Origin of the sequence: Microbacterium sp. NPDC076911 (genome assembly GCF_040687125.1) — a bacterium.
Classification (GTDB): Bacteria; Actinomycetota; Actinomycetes; order Actinomycetales; family Microbacteriaceae; genus Microbacterium.
The window spans coordinates 84746-103610 of sequence record NZ_JBFBMP010000006.1 but is presented as its reverse complement, the minus strand read 5'-3'; the positions used below and the strand labels follow the sequence as shown (position 1 = coordinate 103610).

The following is an 18865-nucleotide window of genomic DNA, read 5'->3' as shown; positions in this document are numbered from 1 at the left end:
CTAGCCAGCCTTGCGGGCGGGCACCGTGCCGAGCACCTCCGCCAAGAACGAACCAGTATGGCTAGCTTCGACACGCGAAACCTGCTCGGGAGTGCCAGTAGCTACGATTTGACCTCCACCGGAGCCGCCCTCGGGACCAAGATCGATCACCCAGTCGGCTGACTTGATGACGTCAAGGCTGTGCTCGATCACGATCACGGTGTTGCCCTTGTCTACGAGGCTGTTCAAGACCTCAAGCAACCGAGCGACGTCTTCGAAATGAAGTCCCGTGGTGGGCTCGTCAAGCACGTATATGCTGCGACCGTTGGATCGACGCTGCAGTTCGGTCGCGAGCTTGACTCGCTGCGCTTCGCCACCGGAAAGAGTGGTTGCCGACTGGCCGAGTCGCACGTACCCCAGCCCGACATCGACAAGCGTCTTCAAATAGCGGTGAATCGCTTGAATTGGTTCGAAGAATTCGGCTGCTTCTGCAATCGGCATCTCGAGCACTTCGGCGATGTTCTTGCCCTTGTAGTGCACCGACAGGGTGTCGCGGTTGTAGCGCTTGCCATGGCAGACTTCGCAATCGACGTACACATCGGGCAAGAAATTCATCTCGATCTTGATGGTGCCGTCACCCGAGCATGCGTCACAGCGCCCGCCCTTGACATTGAAGCTGAAGCGTCCTGGCTGGTAGCCGCGCACCTTCGCTTCGGGCGTCTCGCTGAACAGCGTGCGAACCCGGTCGAAAACGCCGGTGTAGGTAGCGGGATTCGATCGTGGCGTGCGTCCAATGGGCGCCTGATCCACGTGAACGACTTTGTCGAGATTGTCGAGACCAGTGACACGTGTGTGCTTGCCCGCAACGCGGCGGGCACCGTTCAGGCGGTTCGCGAGCACTTCGTAGAGGATTCCATTGACCAGCGACGACTTGCCCGAGCCGCTCACCCCGGTCACCGCTGTGAGCACGCCCAGCGGGAAGTTCACCGTAACGTCACGAAGGTTGTTCTCTCGTGCGCCGACGACCGAGATCTGGCGTTGCTTGTCGATCTTGCGCCGCTTCTTAGGGGTAGGGATCGAGCGACGACCTGCGAGGTAGTCCCCCGTGATCGACTCGGGATCTTCAAGCAACTCTGCCAGCGGGCCGGAATGCACCACATAGCCACCATCAACGCCCGCACGTGGCCCGATGTCGACAACCCAGTCAGCTGCGTGAATGGTCTCTTCGTCGTGCTCTACGACAATGAGCGTGTTGCCCAGGTCACGCAGCTTGATGAGCGTGTCGATCAGGCGGCGGTTGTCACGCTGATGCAAGCCGATCGACGGTTCATCGAGCACGTACAGCACGCCAGTCAAACCCGATCCGATCTGCGTCGCCAATCGAATGCGCTGCGCCTCGCCACCTGAAAGCGATCCGGCCGCACGGCTCAGGCTGAGATAGCTCAGCCCCACCTGAAGCAAGAAATCGAGGCGCGCACGAATCTCACGTAGCACCTGAGCGCCGATCTTCGCTTCGCGCGGCGTCAGTTCCAATTGAGCAAAGTAAGCCTGCGCATCGGCGAGGCTCATGCGTGATGCCTCGGCGATCGAGTGTTCGTGTACTTTTACGGCAAGCACTTCGGGCTTGAGCCGGTCACCGTCGCAGTCGGAGCATGGCACTTCACGCAAATAGGCAGCCCAGCGCTGACGTTGCGTGTCACTCTCGGCCTGCAGATATTGGCGCTCGATGTACGGCACCACACCTTCGAAACCGGAGGCGTAGCGCATCTCGCGGCCGTAGCGGTTCTTCCATTTCACGGTCACTTTGTAGTTCTCGCCGCGCAGCACAGCGTCTTGCACGTCGACGCGCAGGTCTTGCCACGGTGTGTCAAGCGAAAAGTTGAGGTCGCGAGCGAGTCCTTCGAGCAGCCTTTCGTAGTACTGGAATAGCCCCTTGCCCTGGGTGGTCCACGGAATCAGTACACCGTCGCGGATGGAGAGCGACTCGTCCCCCAGCATCAGTTCCACATCCACCGACATGCGCGTGCCCAAGCCCGAGCAGGTGGGGCAGGCACCGAAAGGTGCGTTGAATGAGAACGTGCGCGGCTCAATCTCCGTGAGCTGCAAGGGGTGCCCGTTTGGGCAGGCAAGCTTCTCTGAGAACGACTGCCACGCGGCATCCCCTTCTTCGTCCACAAAATTCACTTGCACCACACCGCCGGCGAGGTTGAGGGCGGTCTCGACGGAGTCGGTGACCCTGCTCAGGATGTCTCCGCTTGCCACCAATCGGTCGACCACTACGGCGATGTCGTGTTTGTAGCTCTTCTTGAGCGTTGGGGGTTCTGAAAGTTGAATGAGATCACCATCGACCACCGCGCGCGCGAATCCTTTGGCTGCGAGCTCTTTGAAGAGGTCGACGAACTCGCCCTTCTTCTGTGTGACAACCGGTGCGACGACCTGGTAGCGGGTGCGCTCTGGCAATTCCATGAGCTGGTCGGCGATTTGCTGCACGGTCTGCCGCTGAATGACTTCACCGCACTGTGGGCAGTGCGGCACGCCGATGCGCGCCCACAGCAGTCGCATGTAGTCGTGAATCTCGGTGATCGTTCCCACAGTGGATCGCGGGTTGCGGTTGGTCGACTTCTGGTCGATTGAAACCGCTGGGCTCAGTCCCTCGATGAAGTCGACATCTGGTCGATCAACCTGACCAAGAAACTGTCGCGCGTACGCGCTGAGTGATTCTACGTAGCGACGTTGCCCCTCGGCGAAGATCGTGTCGAAAGCGAGACTCGACTTTCCCGATCCGGAAAGACCGGTGAAGACGACGAGCGAATCACGCGGAATATCGAGGTCGACGTCTTTGAGGTTATGAACGCGGGCGCCGCGAACGCTGAGCTTTCCGCTCGTGTTTCCGGGGATATCGACAGGCACAATAGGCACCAGTCAAGTGTAGGCGGGGCCTCAGACACTGGCGTCGATGGCGTTGCTCTCCAGGTGTTGTGCTACACCCCAGCGATCGTTCCTAAACTGAGGGGTATGAGCGAACCGGATTCTGCCCCTGAGAAGCCCGCTTCGCTTCGAGAACGCGTGCGTGCGGCGGGTGGCTTGTACGCGTGGATCAACGCCTCGCTGATCCGCGTGGGTGGACCTGCTTCGGTGGGACCGTACGAAAAGACTCCGCCGCCGAGCAGCGCGCAGCGCGCTGAACGCCCGTGCCCGTTGTGCGGTGCGCCCATTACAGCGCATACGTTCGACCGATCGCGCGAGAAGCCCCTCATGCTCTGCCCGTAACTCACGTGTTCGCGAAAGCGCACCACAACCGCGGTCGATCTCAGGCGTGACCCGCGCGTTCCATCGCGCGCAATTCCTTCTTCATATCTTGCACTTCGTCGCGCAGACGAGCAGCGAGTTCGAATTTCAGCTCACTGGCGGCCGCCAACATCTGATCGCTGAGGTCGGCGATCGTCGCTTCGAGCTGTTGCGCGCCCTCGGCGGCGATTCCCTCGCGCTTCAACCGCGGCGTGGGCGACTTGCCCTTGCCCGACTTCGTGCGGGCAGCATCCTTGCGCGAGAGCAATTCTTGGGTGTCGGATGCTTCCCGTGCCAGCACTTCGGTGATGTCAGCGATCTTCTTCCGCAACGGCTGCGGGTCGATGCCGCGCTCAAGGTTGTAGGCAACCTGCTTCTCGCGTCGACGATCTGTCTCTTCGATGGCTTTCGCCATCGAGTCGGTGACCCGATCGGCATACATATGCACTTCACCCGAAACGTTTCTCGCGGCACGACCGATCGTCTGAATCAACGAGGTACCACTGCGCAAGAACCCTTCTTTGTCAGCATCCAGAATCGACACCAACGAGACTTCAGGCAGATCGAGGCCTTCACGAAGCAGGTTGATGCCCACGAGCACGTCGTAGACACCGGCGCGCAACTCGCTGAGCAGTTCGACGCGACGCAACGTGTCTACGTCGGAGTGTAAGTAGCGCACCCGCACGCCATGCTCGCCCAAGAAGTCTGTGAGCTCTTCTGCCATCTTCTTGGTCAGCGTCGTCACGAGTACGCGCTCATCACGCTGTGCACGCACCCTGATCTCTTCGAGAAGATCGTCGATCTGACCCTTCGATGGTTTGATCATGATCTGGGGATCCACAAGACCAGTCGGCCTGATGATCTGTTCGACAACACCGTCGGCGATGCCCATCTCGTAGCGACCCGGCGTGGCTGATAGGTAGACGGTTTGCCCGACGCGTTCTTTGAATTCGTCCCAGCGCAGCGGCCTGTTGTCCATTGCACTCGGCAAGCGGAAACCATGCTCGACCAGGGTGCGCTTTCGCGATGCGTCCCCCTCATACATGGCCCCGATCTGGGGAACGGTGGCGTGCGACTCGTCTATCACCATCAGGAAATCGTCGGGAAAAAAGTCCAACAGCGTGTGGGGAGGTTCCCCCGCCGCGCGACCATCCATGTGACGTGAGTAGTTTTCGATTCCCGAGCAGAAGCCGAGCTGTTGCAGCATCTCAAGGTCGAACGAAGTCCGCATTCGCAGACGCTGTGCTTCGAGCAGCTTGTTCTGCCGCTCTAAATCAGCCAGTCGCTCGATCAGCTCTTCTTCAATCGTGCCGATCGCTCGCTGCACGGTGTCATTGCCAGCCACGTAATGAGAAGCAGGAAAAATTGGCACGGCGTCGAGCTTTTGAATCACATCGCCTGTGAGCGGATGCAGCATGTAGAGCGCTTCGATCTCATCACCGAAGAGCTCGATGCGAATGGCATACTCCTCGTACACCGGAATGATCTCGATCGTGTCGCCACGCACGCGGAAGTTCCCTCGCGAGAAATCGACGTCGTTGCGGTTGTATTGCATCGCAATGAATTTACGAATCAGTGCATCGCGGTCGTAGCGCTCGCCGGTCTGCAAAGCGACCATCGCGCGCATGTACTCTTCGGGTGCTCCTAGGCCGTAAATACATGACACCGTGCTCACCACGACCACGTCGCGACGGCTCAACAGTGAGTTCGTCGTCGAGTGCCGAAGTCGCTCGACTTCAGCGTTCACAGACGAATCTTTCTCGATGAACGTGTCAGTCTGCGGAACGTACGCCTCGGGTTGGTAGTAGTCGTAATAGCTGACGAAATACTCCACCGCGTTGTTTGGCATCAGCTCGCGAAACTCATTCGCCAGTTGCGCGGCAAGAGTCTTGTTGTGCGCGAGCACCAGCGTGGGTCGTTGCACCGCCTCAACGAGCCACGCGGTGGTCGCGGACTTTCCGGTACCGGTGGCACCCAGCAGAACAACATCAGTTTCGCCGGCGTTGATGCGGCCGGCAAGATCGGCAATCGCTGCTGGCTGATCGCCCGAGGGCTCAAACTCGCTGACGACCTCAAACGGCCGGACGGATCGAGTAGGTTGCATCACTCAAGCGTACGTGTGGTCACCGACACCGGATCTGTTCCAGTCTGATCAATGTTTTGCGACCAGCTGATCCCATACCTGCGCGACCTGCACTTCTGTTGCCTCGATCGTGCCCGTGGTATCCACAACAACGTCGGCAACTGCCAGTCGAGCGTCATCTGACACCTGCGACTTGATTCGCGCATCCGCTTCGGCTTCGTCCATTCCTCGCTGCGCGATGAGGCGTTGGCGCCGCACTGCCGCAGGTGCATGGGCGACGATCACGAGATCCCAGGGATCATCGATCCTCGCCTCGGCCAGCAGGGGCACGTCGTAGACCACGACCGCGTCAGGGTTCCGGGCGAAGGCGGCCTCGAATTGGCGCGCCGACTCGGCCCGTACCGCAGGGTGCACGATCTCATTTAGCCGCGCGACGGCGTCGTCGTTGCCGAAAACGACTGAGGCAAGACGCGCACGGTCAAGAGTTCCATCGACACCGAGCATGTCAGCACCGAATTCTTCGGCGATTCGAGTGAGCACTGGCGATCCCGGCTGCTGTACATCTCGTACTATCTGATCGGCATCAACGATTACGGACCCACGCTCTTTGAGAAAGCGGGCGATCGTTGATTTACCCGATGCGATTCCGCCGGTCAGCGCCACTAAAGCCATGAGACGAGAATGCCATGAGATGGCACAAGAGCGAACCTTGGAGTCTCCTTAGTTCGTCCTGAGGCTGCCCTGAGGAAGCCGCAGTAACGTAATAAAAACCCGAAAAACCACACGAACCCGCACCTGCGTGTCTGGGGAGGCGGACGATGGCCACCGAGATTGGCAGTACAGCACTGGTGTCACTCGTCACCGATGGATCGCGTTGCACGCCCGCACTGCAACCCGAGCGGATTCGTGGGCGTGGCGGGGCGACCTATCTTGGGGATACCGTCGCCCCGGCCACGCGTTCGAAGCGAGCTTCGAGGTGAACGGCACACGCGGCAGGTTCGAATCAGCCTTCTGGGGTAACATGACCGAGGTTCCGGCAAGACTCTTTTCCCTGCCGCAACGGGAGGGTTTCTCTGTGGAAGAATCGCGCATCGCGGTCGTTGTCGAAGACGAAGACGACATTCGAGCCCTGCTAACCGCCGTGCTCGAGCAGGCCGGATTTGATGTTCATGGTGCGGCAAATGCTACGCACGGCTTAGAGCTCGTGCGCACGCACAATCCGCTTGTCACCACTCTGGACGTGAATATGCCCGGAATGGACGGTTTCGAGGCAGCCAAGCGCATCCGAGCGGAGTCTTCGACCTACATCGTGATGTTGAGCGCTCGGACCGAAGAAATCGATGCTCTACAAGGCCTCGAAGCCGGCGCAGACGACTATGTCGCCAAGCCATTCCGGCCGAGAGAGTTGCGAGCCCGAATCGACGCAATGTTGCGACGACCTCGTCAACACACCGATTCTGCCGCGGTCACGAGTTCGGCGCCTTCTACGAGCAAGCCTGACGAAACGAGCGTGGTGCATGAGCATCGAGGGCTTGTGCTCAATGAATCCACGCGCGTCGTGACGCAGAGCGGATCGGACCTCGAATTGACGCGCAGCGAATTCGACATTCTGGCTGATCTTCTGACATCAGGAAGGCGAGTGCGAAGCAAGAGCGAGTTGGCACTCATGCTTCGTGGAGAGAATTTCACAGGGTTGGAATACGTCAGTGAGAGCGACGCGCGCGCCATTGAAGTGCACGTCGCCAACCTTCGCCGCAAACTCGGCGAGTCACCGGCAAACCCGCGTTGGATAGAGACAGTCAGGGGTGTGGGCTATCGCCTGACCCACCCTGAGCCCTCGTCTCACTGACTCCGCCGCCACTTTAGCCCCGCCCAGACGGGGCGCTCCAGCAGCCGACTCTCTCGTGCCGCACGAAGGCACGATGGGGCTACCGCATCATCGGCATGGCGAAAGACGCCGGAGATCTGCGTTGCCGCCGCGTCGCAGATAAACGAAGAAGGGCCGGAACCCTGAGGTTCCGGCCCTTCAACTCATACGTGTCGAATCAGCGACCTGACAGCTTCTCACGAAGCGCTGCAAGCGCTTCGTCATCAGCCAGCGTTCCCGCCGAGCTGCTGTCGGTAGCGAAGCCGGCCGGAGCCGAGCTGGTGCTGGTCTCCTTGGGTGCAGCTGCTTCAGCCTCAATCGCCTTAGCAACGGCAGCCTTGTGCGCTTCCCAGCGACCCTGGGCAGCGGCGTACTCTGCTTCCCAAGCGAGACGCTGCTCGTCGAAGCCGTCCTTCCAGAGGTTGGTCTCGGCGTCGAAGCCCTCGGGGTACTTGTACTCCCCGTTCTCGTCGTATTCCGTGACCATTCCGTAGAGAGCCGGGTCGAACTCGGTGCCGTTGGGGTCAACCGACTCGTTGGCCTGCTTGAGCGACAGCGAGATGCGGCGGCGCTCGAGATCGATGTCGATGATCTTGACGAACACTTCTTCGCCGACCGAGACAACCTGCTCAGCGAGCTCGACGTGCTTGCCCGAAAGCTCCGAGATGTGCACGAGGCCCTCGATGCCGTCTGCAACACGAACGAACGCGCCGAATGGAACGAGCTTGGTGACCTTGCCCGGTGCAACCTGGCCGATGGCGTGGGTGCGGGCGAAGACCTGCCACGGGTCCTCCTGCGTTGCCTTCAGCGAGAGCGAAACGCGCTCACGGTCAAGGTCAACCTCAAGGATCTCGACGGTGACTTCCTGGCCAACTTCGACGACCTCGGATGCGTGCTCAATGTGCTTCCACGAGAGCTCCGAGACGTGAACGAGACCATCAACGCCACCGAGGTCGACGAACGCACCGAAGTTGACGATCGACGAGACGGTGCCCTTGCGGACCTGGCCCTTGTGGAGGTTGTTGAGGAACGTGGTGCGCGACTCGGACTGCGTCTGCTCCAGCAGCGCACGACGCGAGAGCACAACGTTGTTGCGGTTCTTGTCGAGCTCGAGGATCTTCGCTTCGATCTCCTGGCCGAGGTACGGCGTGAGGTCACGAACGCGACGAAGCTCGATCAGCGATGCGGGGAGGAAGCCACGCAGGCCGATGTCGACGATGAGTCCACCCTTGACGACCTCGATAACCGAACCAGTGACAACACCGTCGGTCTCCTTGATCTTCTCAACGTCTCCCCAGGCACGCTCGTACTGTGCGCGCTTCTTGGAGAGGATGAGGCGGCCTTCTTTGTCTTCCTTCTGGAGAACAAGGGCTTCGACCTCGTCGCCGACCTTGACGACCTCGTTGGGGTCGACGTCGTGCTTGATGGAAAGTTCGCGCGAGGGGATAACGCCCTCGGTCTTGTAGCCGACGTCGAGAAGAACCTCGTCGCGGTCGATCTTCACGACGGTTCCTTCGATGAGGTCGCCGTCGTTGAAGAACTTAAGTGTCAGTTCGACCGCGGCCAGAAAGTCCTCAGCAGATCCGATGTCGTTGATTGCGACCTGCTTGGTGGCCGGGGCGGTCGTTGCGGTAGTCATGTAGTGGATTGTCCTTGTGGGTTTGGGTGTCAGGCTTCGCCGTGGGCACAGTAATACCCCGAGGCAAAGCGAATGGATTTGATTGCGATTGTCACGCACGACGAAAGGGTCATACGCATGACACTTCAGGCTACCAGAATCCTGGCCAGATCTGGGGTCCCACCTCATTGACGGTGCCGCGAGCGAAGCGCGGCGGTCAGCGAGCCTGCTGCCGGCCGCTGTGAGCCCTGCGCCGCGATGACAGATCGATCAGCCCGATTAAGAAAGCGACCGCGAGAAAGAGAGCGGCTGACAGCATCCCAAACGCGTAGGCGTCGTGGAAAACCACGAGATCCGGCCGCGACCCCGACTCACGATAAATCGTGGCGTAGAACAGCGAGATCGCTACCGCGGTGCCAATGGCCGTTCCGATCCGCTGCCCTAGTTGGCCCACTGATCCTGCAACACCGCCCTGTTTGACGGGGATCTCAGCGAGAGTCAGCGTCTGGTTCGGCGAGATGACGAACCCACCTCCGACACCGCCTACGGTCATTGTCGCCGCCATCAGCCAAGGCATCCACTCAGGAGGGGCTGTGAGAGCGATCACCACGAGGCCGACCAGCGACACGAGCACGGTGGCAATGCCCCACACCACCAGCGGCCTGCCGAGTTTGTTGACGAGACTCCCTCCGATCCAAGACGTCACCGCGCTCGCGAGGGCAAAGCCGATCGTGACCATGCCGGCATAAACCGGCTCAAGGTCTAGCCCACCCTGCAGATAGAGCGTGGTGAGCAGAAACATAGACGGCATGGCGGTGAAGTAGGTCGCGACGATTAATGTGCCGTTGCGATAGGAGGTAATGCGGAACAGCTTCAGAGGAATGAGAGGAGCTCGACCGGATGCCTCATAGTGCCGCTCCCACGTGATGAACGATGCAGCGAAGAGCACAAAGGCAACGAGCAGCCACCAGCGCAGCGGGTTGTCATCGGGCGAGCCCGTAGTGAAGAGGAACGGGAGCATGAGCGAGAACACTGCGAGGCCGAACAAGACGATGCCAAACGGATCGAGCGAGAGCGGCTTGCGCGTGCGCTTGTGCAGCTTCGGCAGCAAGAAGATTGCCAATCCGATCGCGATGAGACCGAGGGGAACGTTCATCCAGAAGATGAGCCGCCAGCCGTCCGCCACACCGCCAATAGCAATCGCAAGGCCGCCGATCGTCGGGCCGAGCGCAGTTGAGATGCCGATGATGGCACCGAACCGCCCGAAGGCCCGGCCGCGATCTGCCCCGCGGAACAGCTCCTGGATGATTCCCAGCACCTGGGGCATCTGTATGCCCGCAGCAATACCTTGAACCAACCGCCCGATCAGCAGTATCTCGATCGTGGGGGCGAGTGCGCAGACCAAGCTCATCAGTGTGAACAGACTGAGGCCGACGATGAACAGAGTGCGGCGCGAACGCTGATCCCCCAAGCGGCCCATCGGCACCAGCACGAGACCGAAGGCCAGCACGTAGCCCGACACAATGAAGCCGAGCGCCGTCGAGCCTGAACCAAACGCGTCTTCGATCGATGGGAGCGCAACGTTGACCTTGGTGAGATCGAGGATCGTCAGCGCGGCGACCGACACACACACCCAAAAGGCCCGCCACTGGTGCGCATGCGATGGTAGCGGGATCTCACGGGTCTCTGCCGGTGCGGTGGTGCCGCTTTTGGTGCGGGGGTGCCGCGCTATCTCATCGCTCACTAGGACCACGCTAGACCTCGTAGGGTAGGGGTGGCCGATCCACACACCCAGCGTTTACACGGGTAGCGTTCAGGAGGAGTGGGCAGAATCGGCTTCTTGTGCCCGCTCGTGCGGGATGTGAAGCGCCGTGTCTTCGGCGCCGACCCTTTATACGGAACTCGGTTACATGCTCTCGAACACCTCTACCACCCCTCGCCGCACCACTCGACGGCGCACCGCGATCCTCGCTGCGGGCACCGCTTTTGGAATCATCGCGATCGCCGGACTCGCGTCGACCCCCGCAGCGTCGGTAGAGGCATCAAGCGAGACCCCCAACTTCGTACTTGCGTCCTTCTCCACGTCGGTTGAACCGGTCATCAACTTGGGCCCCGACGCAAGCGACGAGATATCGATGAATGCCCGCGCTGCTCTCACAGACGCGAGCGCAGCAATCGTTGCAGCTGAAGAGCTCTTGGCAGAGATCGAAGAGTCAGATCTCGATATGGGAGACACCGAACTCACAATCGAAACGCTGGAGCTCGAGGCTTCGACTGAGCGTCTCGAAGGCGCCAGCGAACTGCCTGCTCCGCTCATTCCCGATCTGACCGACGATGTCGCGGCGGAGGCTGACGAAGTGAGCGCTGAGGTCAGCGAACTGCGCGAAGCGTTCGACAAAGCGAAGGCTAAGAAAGCAGCTGAGGAAGCTGCGGAGAAGGCCCGTAAGGAGGCCGAAGCCAAGGCGAAGGCCGCTGCAGAGGCCGCAGCCGCAGCCGAGGCTGCTCTGGCGGCAGAAGCCGCAGCCGTAGCCGTCGAAGAGTCGTCGTCAGAATCATCGACGTCGTCAACCTCAGTTCCTACGCCGTCATATGCGAGCGCAACCACCAGCGCTGGCGAGGCTCAAGCCATCGCCAAGGGAATGGTCGCCAGCCGAGGCTGGAGCGACTCCGAGTTCGCATGCCTCGTATCGCTGTGGAACAAAGAATCAGGTTGGAACGCGTCGGCCCACAACGGCTCGAGCGGCGCCTATGGCATTCCGCAAGCGCTGCCGGGTAGCAAGATGGCCAGCGCTGGCGCCGACTGGCAAACCAACGCAGCCACCCAGATCTCGTGGGGCCTCGGCTACATCTCAGGGCGTTACGGCACGCCGTGTGGTGCTTGGGCGCACTCGCAGTCCGTCGGCTGGTACTGATCCCGGGCGCTGAGCGCGCTCGACTGAATCGCGACGTTGGACGCAGAGCGTGCCGCCGTCCGGCAGAATCGACTGCAGCATGAGCAACGAGCCCTCGAACGATTCCCGCGTCAGTAGCCGGGCGGTGCTTGGCGCGTTGGTTCTCGACGTCGCCCTCGTAGTGACCTTTGCCGCCATCGGACGCGCAAGCCACGATGAAGGCGTCTTCGGACCCTGGGGTTCGGGCCTATGGCAAACGGCATGGCCATTCTTGATCGCTCTCGCGCTCGGGTGGCTCATCGCGCGCGCCTGGCTCAATCCGGCGTCACCAATCCGCACCGGCCTACCCGTATGGGCGATAACCGTGGCCGGCGGGATGCTTCTGCGCGCGGTCAGCGACCAGGGCACAGCCATCGCCTTCGTGATCGTCGCTTCGATCACGTTGCTGGTCTTCTTGGTGGGGTGGCGCACGATTGCGACGTGGGCGCACGCGCGGCGAACCCAGCTCCGTCCGAACTGACCGCGCAACCCAACCTCGTTCTACGGTGGATTCATGCGCATGACAAGCGCCCTGCGGGCCAGCCGACGTGCACCACTACTCCAAGTGTCGAAGTCCGCCATTGCCACGGCTGCCGCATGGATCATCGCCGGGTGGCTGGTCCCCGGACAACCCCCAGTCTTCGCCGCGATCGCCGCTCTGCTGGTCGTGCAACCGAGCCTCAATCAATCGCTCGCCAAAGCGATTGAACGCAGTGTCGGTGTAATCGCGGGTGTGGTGATCGCTTCGACTCTTGGAATCGTCTTCGGCGACGGTACATGGGTTGTCGTCACGGCCATCGTCATTGCGCTGCTGCTTGCATGGGCGCTGAAGATGACCGCCGGCACAGCGAATCAAATCGCGATCAGCGCGGTGCTCGTGCTCGCGTTGGCCACGACGACACCGAGCTATGCGCTCGACAGAATTCTCGAGACTCTCATCGGCGCGATCATCGGCGTCATCGTGAACCTTGCGCTTGTTCCGCCCGTGGTTGTCGCGCCCGCAGCGGTCGCGGTCAATGACCTCGGATCGGAACTGGCCGCATCCCTCGACCGACTCGGCGACGCGCTTCAACAGGAGCAGACCAATGCCAACCTCGAGGAGCTGTTGCTCACTGCCCGCTTGATGAAGCCGATGAGGGATGCTGCAGAGGCAGCAATCGCGGACGGCGCCGAATCACTCACTCTCAATCCTCGGGCCGGTCGGCATCGCGCGGATCTCGCGAGCACTCAAGAGCTGCTTGATCGGTACGGACCGATCGTCACACAGGTCATTGGCATGACGCGAGCGTTCTACGACCACTACGACCGCGCTATAGCGAGGGATGCTTCGGTGAGAGCGATCTCAGAGCAGTTGCATCGCGCGGCGCATGATGTTCGCCTCGGACTCGCCCATGCAAGCAACGTGGACGACGTCTCTGACCTCACATCGCCGATTCCAGCGCTCACCGCGCCCCTTGCGATCGTCGCACCCTCGGAGCATTGGATTCTCGTCGGGTCGTTGCTCGAAGACCTGCGACGCATTCACGAGGCGCTCGCAGGTCGCAGCTGACTGCGTGCTAGGGCCGCAACATGACTTTCGTTGCGCGACGTTCGTCCATCGCCGCGTAGGCCTCGGCCGCCTCGGTAAGCGGCAGAACGAGATCGAATACCTTGCCTGGCTGAATCGCCCCCGAGCGCACGTCAGGCAAGAGCTCTTCGATGTAGCCGCGGACAGGCGCCACTCCCCCGTTTACGCCAACATTGCGACCAAACATGGCGGCGATCGGCAGCTCTGGGCCGCCGTTGGGCACGCCTACATAGCCAACCATTCCACCCGGCCGAGTGGAACGAAGCGCTTGGTCCATCGACTCTTTCGTTCCCACGCATTCGAGCACTCGATCAGCGCCGACTCCGTCGGTCAGTGCGCGGACCGCTTTCACACCAGCATCCCCCCGTTCTTCGACGATGTGGGTCGCTCCGAGTTCGCGAGCTAGCGCTTGACGCTGGGGGTGCCGTGACATCGCAATGATCGTTGTCGCACCAAGTCTCTTTGCCGCGATGATCGCGCAGAGCCCAACCGCACCATCACCGACCACTGCGACCGAATCGCCGGCACCCACGCCGGCTGAAATCGCGGCGTGGTGGCCCGTTCCCATGACATCGCTCAGAGTCAACAAGCCTGCGATCTCTTCGTCACCGACCGGGCCAGAAACGACAGCGAGCGTGCCGTCGGCGAGGGGAACGCGCACGCGCTCGCCCTGCGCCCCATCGGCGAAGCCCCCGACGCGATCGTCGCTGCCCCACCAACTGCCCTGTTTGCAGGAGGTGCTGACGCCGTTGCGACAGTTGATGCAGGTGCTATCACAGACGTAGAACGGTGCGATGACGAAGTCTCCGGGCGCGACCTGGGCAACATCTGGGCCGACTTCTTCGACGACTCCGACGAACTCGTGCCCGATGCGATGGGGCTCGGTGGTGTCTGTCACTCCGCGATACGGCCAGAGATCCGATCCGCACACACACGCGGCAACGACGCGAACGATCGCATCGGCTCCTGTAGATAGTGCTGGATCGGCAACCTCTTCAACGCGGATGTCTCGGGCAGCGTGGATTACGGTGGCAAGCATGTGTCGAGCATAGGCGCGCGACACGGGCCTATGGGCTATGAGATCTCTACATCACCGTCAACGTAGTACCAACGCTTGTATGCACGTCGAAACTTGCTGCGTTCGCTCAGGCGCCCCACCTCGTCACCGATGCGCCACGTGGCACGGAACGCGACAAAACCTTCATCACCCGCTTCGCCCGAATCAATGATCTCGAGCTTCTCCCAGCGTTGCTGCGGGTCGAGGTCGAGTTCTTCAGGTCGAGTGCGTGGATGCCATGTCGCGGCGAGATACTGCGCATTCCCGACCACAAAGGCGGTGTAGCGCGAGCGCATCAAGCGCTCGGGTGAAGAGGCGATCGCGCCGTTGTGCAGCGGCTGACAGCAATCAGCGAACCGGTTGCGACTACCGCACGGGCAGAGCGCTGATGCGTGAACGGCGACAAATCCCTCGCCCGCAGGCGACACTGCTGGTCCGAATGACATCGTCAAAACTCCTCAGATATAGCAAGCGCAGGCGTGCTTCCCTGCTGGCGTACGGCCCAGCCAAAGCATCCTCCCAGCTCTCACGAGGACTGTAATTCTTGTAGCCGCGAATCCGAACCCAAGCGGAAACGCACGCTACCAAAAAACCCGGATCGTCGACTGACACTCTTGCTCCACCCCGAGGAGCGCGAAGAGTGGGCGTGTCCGATCCGCTCAGAGCCGGCGATCATTCCCCCCGATGATCGCCGGCTCTGTCTCATGAGCGCGTTGAGTTCGCCGTCGAGAACGGTCCGTGCGACGGTGTGGATAACTTCAATCGGCGATGCCCAAGGGCGGCTACCGTAGTGGCGTGATCCACCGTTTCGCTCGCATTGCCGCCGTCGGCGCGGTGCTGGCATCTGTGCTGGTTGGTTGCGCGGCACAGCCCGAACCCGCCGCGTCGCCGACAGTGGCATTCTCGAACGAGGAAGAAGCATTCGCCGCTGCCGAGGCCACGTACCGTGCCTACGTCGATGCGCTCAATGCGGTGGACCTGAGCGATCCTGAAACGTTCGAGGACGTCTACGCCTGGACGACAGGCGATGAAAGCGCGCAGGCGCGTGAAGACTTGACCAGCCTGCACGCTGAGGGCTTCGAGGTCGGCGGCCAAACCAGGGTCCTGAGCCTTCAACCGTCGACTGAGCAACCCGATGACTTTCCGCTTTCGTTGATTCTAGATGTGTGCTTGGACGTTCGCGGGGTTACTTTGCTCGACAACGAAGGGACTTCCGTCGTCGCTCCCGATCGACCGGATCAACAGTCGCTTAGAGTACCGCTAGCGCGATCGAACAGTTCATCGTCGGACTTCCGAATCTCGACGGTGGGCGGGCGGGAAGGCATCTCTGAATGCGCTGGTTAGCATCGATTTCGGGGACAATCTGCGCATTGGCCACCATTGGCATGAGCGCGGCTCCTGTGCTGGCCGAGAGCTGCGCTACCGGATATTGGTCCGGCACATGCGCCGTGATAACCGAGGACAACACCCAACTCGATATCTCGGCCAGCGAGACGCGCCCAGGCGGCGGCTCCGGCGGATCCGGATCATCGGGAGATAGCGACAACGCCCCGTCACCCGATAGCTCTGAGCCGGGAGATGACGAAGACATCTTTATTGGCTGTTCCACGGAATACATCCTCTGCAACGGCCAATTCACGATCGTGAGCCTGACCGACATCACTCTCGAAGACCTGGCGTCGTTTCGACCGACGTCTCCATCGTTGAGCGGTGAGCCGCTGGGCTTTGGCCTTCTGGGTGCTCCAACGAACCGCGTAGCCCAGGCACAGTCGAGTGAGTTCGCAGCGACCATCCTCGACATGGACGTCATCGTGCGTTTCACTCCTGCCACCTATGTGTTCGACAACGGGGACGGCTCCACCACCACTTCATCGACGGGTGGAGCGTCGTGGGAGTCACTCGGCGCATCCCAGTTCAGCCCCACCGACACGTCCCACACGTACCTCGCCACCGGGCACTACCCCATTTCGCTCACCGTGCACTTTGAACCCGAGGTTCGCCTCGATACGGGCACCAACTGGTATCGCGTGCCTGGCACGATTACGGCAGGAGCGCCGACCTACTCGGTGCAAATCGTCGAGGCCCGCACGGCGCTCGTCGATAAGACGTGCGATCAAAACCCCGCCGGTCCGGGCTGCTAGCGGGCTCGTGGCACCCCTCGGTGCCACACATCATGTCGAGGGCGCGTGACAGGATGAGATCGTGACCGACCGGCTGATGTTGCTTGACAGTGCTTCTCTCTACTTCCGCGCCTTCTACGGCGTGCCCGATACGGTGCGCGCCTCCGACGGCACACCTGTGAACGCCGCGCGAGGTTTTCTCGACATCATCACCAAGCTCATCACTCTGTACGAGCCCACCCACCTCGTTGCCTGCTGGGACGACGATTGGCGCCCGCAGTGGCGTGTCGACCTGATTCCGACCTACAAGACCCACCGCGTAGTTGAAGTCGTCGCGACAGGCGCCGACATCGAAGAAGTGCCCGATCCACTCGAAGCGCAAATTCCGATCATCCGCGCTGCTCTCGACGCCCTCGGCATCCCGATCGTCGGGATCGCCGCCCACGAAGCCGACGACGTCATCGGCACCCTCGCCACGCGCTCAACAATTCCCGTCGACATCGTGACCGGCGACCGTGACCTTTTTCAGCTCGTTGACGACGCGCGCGACGTGCGCGTGATCTATACCGCGCGGGGCATGAGCAATCTTGAGGTTGTCACCGACACCACGATCGCGACGAAGTATGGCGTATCTCCCCAGCAGTACGCCGATTTCGCAACGATGCGCGGCGACTCGTCCGACGGTCTGCCCGGCGTACCTGGGGTCGGCGAGAAGACCGCCGCCGCGCTTCTTGCCGCTCACGGCAATCTCGCTGGCATTCGAGCTGCCGCTGCCGAGGGCATCGGCATGACGCCGGGCGTGCGCAACAAGATCCTTGCGGCATCGGACTACCTTGACGTCGCCCCGAAGGTCGTGGAAGTCGTGCGCAACCTCGAGCTTGCTGACATCGACTCTCGCCTCGCGGCCCTCGAAACCGCCGACCTAGACGCCGCTGAAGCTCTTGGTGAAAAGTGGTCGCTGGGCACCGCAATGTCGCGCATCACGACAGCGCTGAACAAGCGCTAGCGAGTCGCACGTCCGGCAAAGACGACCGCGGTGACCAGAGCGACGCAATACAGCGACGAAAGCACGAGCACCAGCGTCAAGGGCGCGGTCCAGCCGCCAGATTGCTCATGCAGCAATCCGATAACCGGCCCGCCAAGCGCACCGATGGAATAGCCGAAACCCTGCACCATGGCCGAAAGCCCTGCGGCCTCGCCGTCGCTGCGTGACACGGCGACAAGTGCGCTGAAGATCACGACGAAGCCACCAGCGTGCCCGACCGCCCCGATAGCAAGCCACACCCACAGGAACTGGGGGGCGGCAAGCAGACCGATCGAGACAGTAAGCCAAGAAACGCAGATGGCGAAGGGGGCTACCCAGCGTGGCGCGAACCTGCTGAGCAACGGCACCACAAATGCTCCTGCGATTCCCGCGCCTTGATAGATGGATGCAACGGCACCCGCAGACGTCGCATCGAGATTCAGTTCGTCTGCCGCAAAGGAAGGCAGCCACGTCGTGAGCCCGTAGTAAATCGTGCACTGCAGCGCGAACGACGCGACGAGGAACCATGCGATCGGCCGTGTGAGAATCGACCGCGAATCGCGACCCGCGCCGATGACGGGCAATGGACCAGTGATCGCCGCACTGTCGAGCTCATTGCCCGCGTTGTCGCGCACGACGGGCGAAGAGATTGGCGCGGTGTCGAGAATCGCTGGGTGTGGGGGTTCGCCCGAGAGCCCGTCGCCATCGCGCAGAGTTCGGCGTGATCGGCGAATATGCACTGCCCATAACGCGATGCCAGCGACGGTAAGCGCCGACCAACTCAGCAAGGCCGCGTTCCATCCGATCACTTCAGCCAGCGGTGCGGTGCCGAGCGAGGTGATCAGCGAACCGACGTTCAGCGTGGCAGCGTACGCCGCCGTCACCAGCGCAACCCGCTCGGGCGGCACGTCGCGCCGGATCACAACGGGAATCACAACATTGCCGATGGTGATGAAGGCGCCGATGATGAACATCCCGGCGAGCATCCACCCAAAACCCGGTAGCGCCCGTACGAACGTCCCCACGAGCACGCCCGATAGCGACAGCATCAGCGCGAGCTCCGCACCGGCTCTGCGAATAACCAGCGCTGCCAGTGGAGTCAGCGCGGCGAACATCAGCACTGGCGCGGTCGTCAGCAAACCTGCAGTCGCAGCACCGATGCCGAAGTCTTGCTCGATGAGTCTCAGCACGGCGGTAGGTGCGACGATCGGGCCGCGAAGACTCATTGCTGCGAGCAGAACGCCCACCACGACCAGCCATGGCATCCCTCGCCCGACGCGGGAGCGAGGATCGGAGTTCACCACCCGAGTCTATGAGGCCGAGAGTGCACCC

At 61.5% G+C, this 18865-nt stretch carries 16 protein-coding genes; 8 read left to right on the top strand and 8 right to left on the bottom strand.

The genetic code is table 11. The features are described from left to right. Positions 1 to 2898 (bottom strand): excinuclease ABC subunit UvrA, encoded by a 2898-nt coding sequence (uvrA, locus tag AB0O81_RS10900; protein ID WP_363584146.1) that lies wholly within the window; start codon positions 2896 to 2898, stop codon positions 1 to 3. A gap of 96 nt (positions 2899 to 2994) precedes the next feature. On the opposite strand from uvrA, the gene AB0O81_RS10895 reads away from it, so the two are divergent. Next, positions 2995 to 3249: a hypothetical protein gene (locus AB0O81_RS10895; RefSeq protein WP_363584144.1), complete on the top strand. Its 255-nt coding sequence runs from the start codon at positions 2995 to 2997 to the stop codon at positions 3247 to 3249. 40 nt (positions 3250 to 3289) lie between these two features. On the opposite strand, the gene uvrB is transcribed toward AB0O81_RS10895, so the two are convergent. Both uvrB and coaE read right to left on the bottom strand, forming a co-directional pair. Next, a complete protein-coding gene (gene uvrB, locus AB0O81_RS10890; protein WP_363584141.1) occupies positions 3290 to 5371 on the bottom strand; it encodes an excinuclease ABC subunit UvrB in 2082 nt (693 codons plus the stop codon). 48 nt (positions 5372 to 5419) lie between these two features. Further along, on the bottom strand, positions 5420 to 6022 hold the full coding sequence (gene coaE, locus AB0O81_RS10885) for a dephospho-CoA kinase (protein WP_363584139.1): 603 nt from the start codon (positions 6020 to 6022) through the stop codon (positions 5420 to 5422). Positions 6023 to 6425: 403 nt separating this feature from the next. On the opposite strand from coaE, the gene AB0O81_RS10880 reads away from it, so the two are divergent. Next, on the top strand, positions 6426 to 7199 hold the full coding sequence (locus tag AB0O81_RS10880) for a response regulator transcription factor (RefSeq protein ID WP_363584137.1): 774 nt from the start codon (positions 6426 to 6428) through the stop codon (positions 7197 to 7199). A 196-nt stretch (positions 7200 to 7395) separates the two neighbouring features. Here the strand turns inward: AB0O81_RS10880 and rpsA are convergent, their stop codons facing one another. Continuing rightward, positions 7396 to 8856, bottom strand: a complete 1461-nt coding sequence (rpsA, locus tag AB0O81_RS10875) for a 30S ribosomal protein S1 (protein WP_337337775.1) — start codon at positions 8854 to 8856, stop codon at positions 7396 to 7398. Positions 8857 to 9052: 196 nt separating this feature from the next. Further along, positions 9053 to 10579 carry an MFS transporter gene (locus tag AB0O81_RS10870; protein WP_363584135.1) on the bottom strand — a complete coding sequence of 509 codons (1527 nt, stop codon included), beginning with the start codon at positions 10577 to 10579 and terminating at the stop codon, positions 9053 to 9055. Between the two features lie 127 nt (positions 10580 to 10706). Between AB0O81_RS10870 and AB0O81_RS10865 the strand changes: the two genes are divergently transcribed. The 3 genes from AB0O81_RS10865 to AB0O81_RS10855 all read left to right on the top strand — a co-directional run bounded on the left by AB0O81_RS10865 (position 10707) and on the right by AB0O81_RS10855 (position 13314). After that, the gene (locus AB0O81_RS10865) at positions 10707 to 11747 is read left to right on the top strand and encodes a lytic transglycosylase domain-containing protein (RefSeq protein WP_363584133.1); all 1041 of its coding nucleotides are present in this window, start codon (positions 10707 to 10709) and stop codon (positions 11745 to 11747) included. 79 nt (positions 11748 to 11826) lie between these two features. Then, positions 11827 to 12246 (top strand): DUF3054 domain-containing protein, encoded by a 420-nt coding sequence (locus tag AB0O81_RS10860; RefSeq protein ID WP_363584131.1) that lies wholly within the window; start codon positions 11827 to 11829, stop codon positions 12244 to 12246. A gap of 33 nt (positions 12247 to 12279) precedes the next feature. Beyond that, a complete protein-coding gene (locus AB0O81_RS10855) occupies positions 12280 to 13314 on the top strand; it encodes an aromatic acid exporter family protein (protein ID WP_363584129.1) in 1035 nt (344 codons plus the stop codon). Between the two features lie 7 nt (positions 13315 to 13321). Here AB0O81_RS10855 and AB0O81_RS10850 read toward each other — a convergent pair whose 3' ends face one another. Beyond that, complete coding sequence (locus AB0O81_RS10850; protein WP_363584127.1) at positions 13322 to 14371, bottom strand: zinc-dependent alcohol dehydrogenase family protein; 1050 nt, start codon at positions 14369 to 14371, stop codon at positions 13322 to 13324. Positions 14372 to 14406: 35 nt separating this feature from the next. After that, on the bottom strand, positions 14407 to 14835 hold the full coding sequence (locus AB0O81_RS10845; RefSeq protein WP_363584125.1) for a YchJ family metal-binding protein: 429 nt from the start codon (positions 14833 to 14835) through the stop codon (positions 14407 to 14409). Positions 14836 to 15184: 349 nt separating this feature from the next. On the opposite strand from AB0O81_RS10845, the gene AB0O81_RS10840 reads away from it, so the two are divergent. From AB0O81_RS10840 to AB0O81_RS10830, 3 genes are all read left to right on the top strand, one after another. Beyond that, positions 15185 to 15733, top strand: coding sequence for a hypothetical protein (locus AB0O81_RS10840; protein ID WP_363584123.1), 549 nt, complete (start codon positions 15185 to 15187; stop codon positions 15731 to 15733). A gap of 26 nt (positions 15734 to 15759) precedes the next feature. Then, positions 15760 to 16530 carry a hypothetical protein gene (locus AB0O81_RS10835; RefSeq protein ID WP_363584121.1) on the top strand — a complete coding sequence of 257 codons (771 nt, stop codon included), beginning with the start codon at positions 15760 to 15762 and terminating at the stop codon, positions 16528 to 16530. Between the two features lie 61 nt (positions 16531 to 16591). Then, positions 16592 to 17515 carry a 5'-3' exonuclease gene (locus AB0O81_RS10830; protein WP_363584119.1) on the top strand — a complete coding sequence of 308 codons (924 nt, stop codon included), beginning with the start codon at positions 16592 to 16594 and terminating at the stop codon, positions 17513 to 17515. Here AB0O81_RS10830 and AB0O81_RS10825 read toward each other — a convergent pair. Beyond that, positions 17512 to 18834, bottom strand: a complete 1323-nt coding sequence (locus tag AB0O81_RS10825; RefSeq protein WP_363584116.1) for an MFS transporter — start codon at positions 18832 to 18834, stop codon at positions 17512 to 17514. The two genes, AB0O81_RS10830 and AB0O81_RS10825, sit on opposite strands and share 4 nt — an antisense overlap. Positions 18835 to 18865 lie beyond the last annotated feature (31 nt).

Excerpts from the sequence above, each read along its gene's own strand:
- AB0O81_RS10895 (WP_363584144.1), top strand. The coding sequence starts at position 2,995 with ATGAGCGAACCGGATTCTGCCCCTGAGAAGCCCGCTTCGCTTCGAGAA.
- uvrB (WP_363584141.1), bottom strand. The coding sequence starts at position 5,371 with ATGCAACCTACTCGATCCGTCCGGCCGTTTGAGGTCGTCAGCGAGTTT.
- coaE (WP_363584139.1), bottom strand. The coding sequence starts at position 6,022 with ATGGCTTTAGTGGCGCTGACCGGCGGAATCGCATCGGGTAAATCAACG.
- rpsA (WP_337337775.1), bottom strand. The coding sequence starts at position 8,856 with ATGACTACCGCAACGACCGCCCCGGCCACCAAGCAGGTCGCAATCAAC.
- AB0O81_RS10860 (WP_363584131.1), top strand. The coding sequence starts at position 11,827 with ATGAGCAACGAGCCCTCGAACGATTCCCGCGTCAGTAGCCGGGCGGTG.
- AB0O81_RS10855 (WP_363584129.1), top strand. The coding sequence starts at position 12,280 with ATGCGCATGACAAGCGCCCTGCGGGCCAGCCGACGTGCACCACTACTC.
- AB0O81_RS10850 (WP_363584127.1), bottom strand. The coding sequence starts at position 14,371 with ATGCTTGCCACCGTAATCCACGCTGCCCGAGACATCCGCGTTGAAGAG.
- AB0O81_RS10845 (WP_363584125.1), bottom strand. The coding sequence starts at position 14,835 with ATGTCATTCGGACCAGCAGTGTCGCCTGCGGGCGAGGGATTTGTCGCC.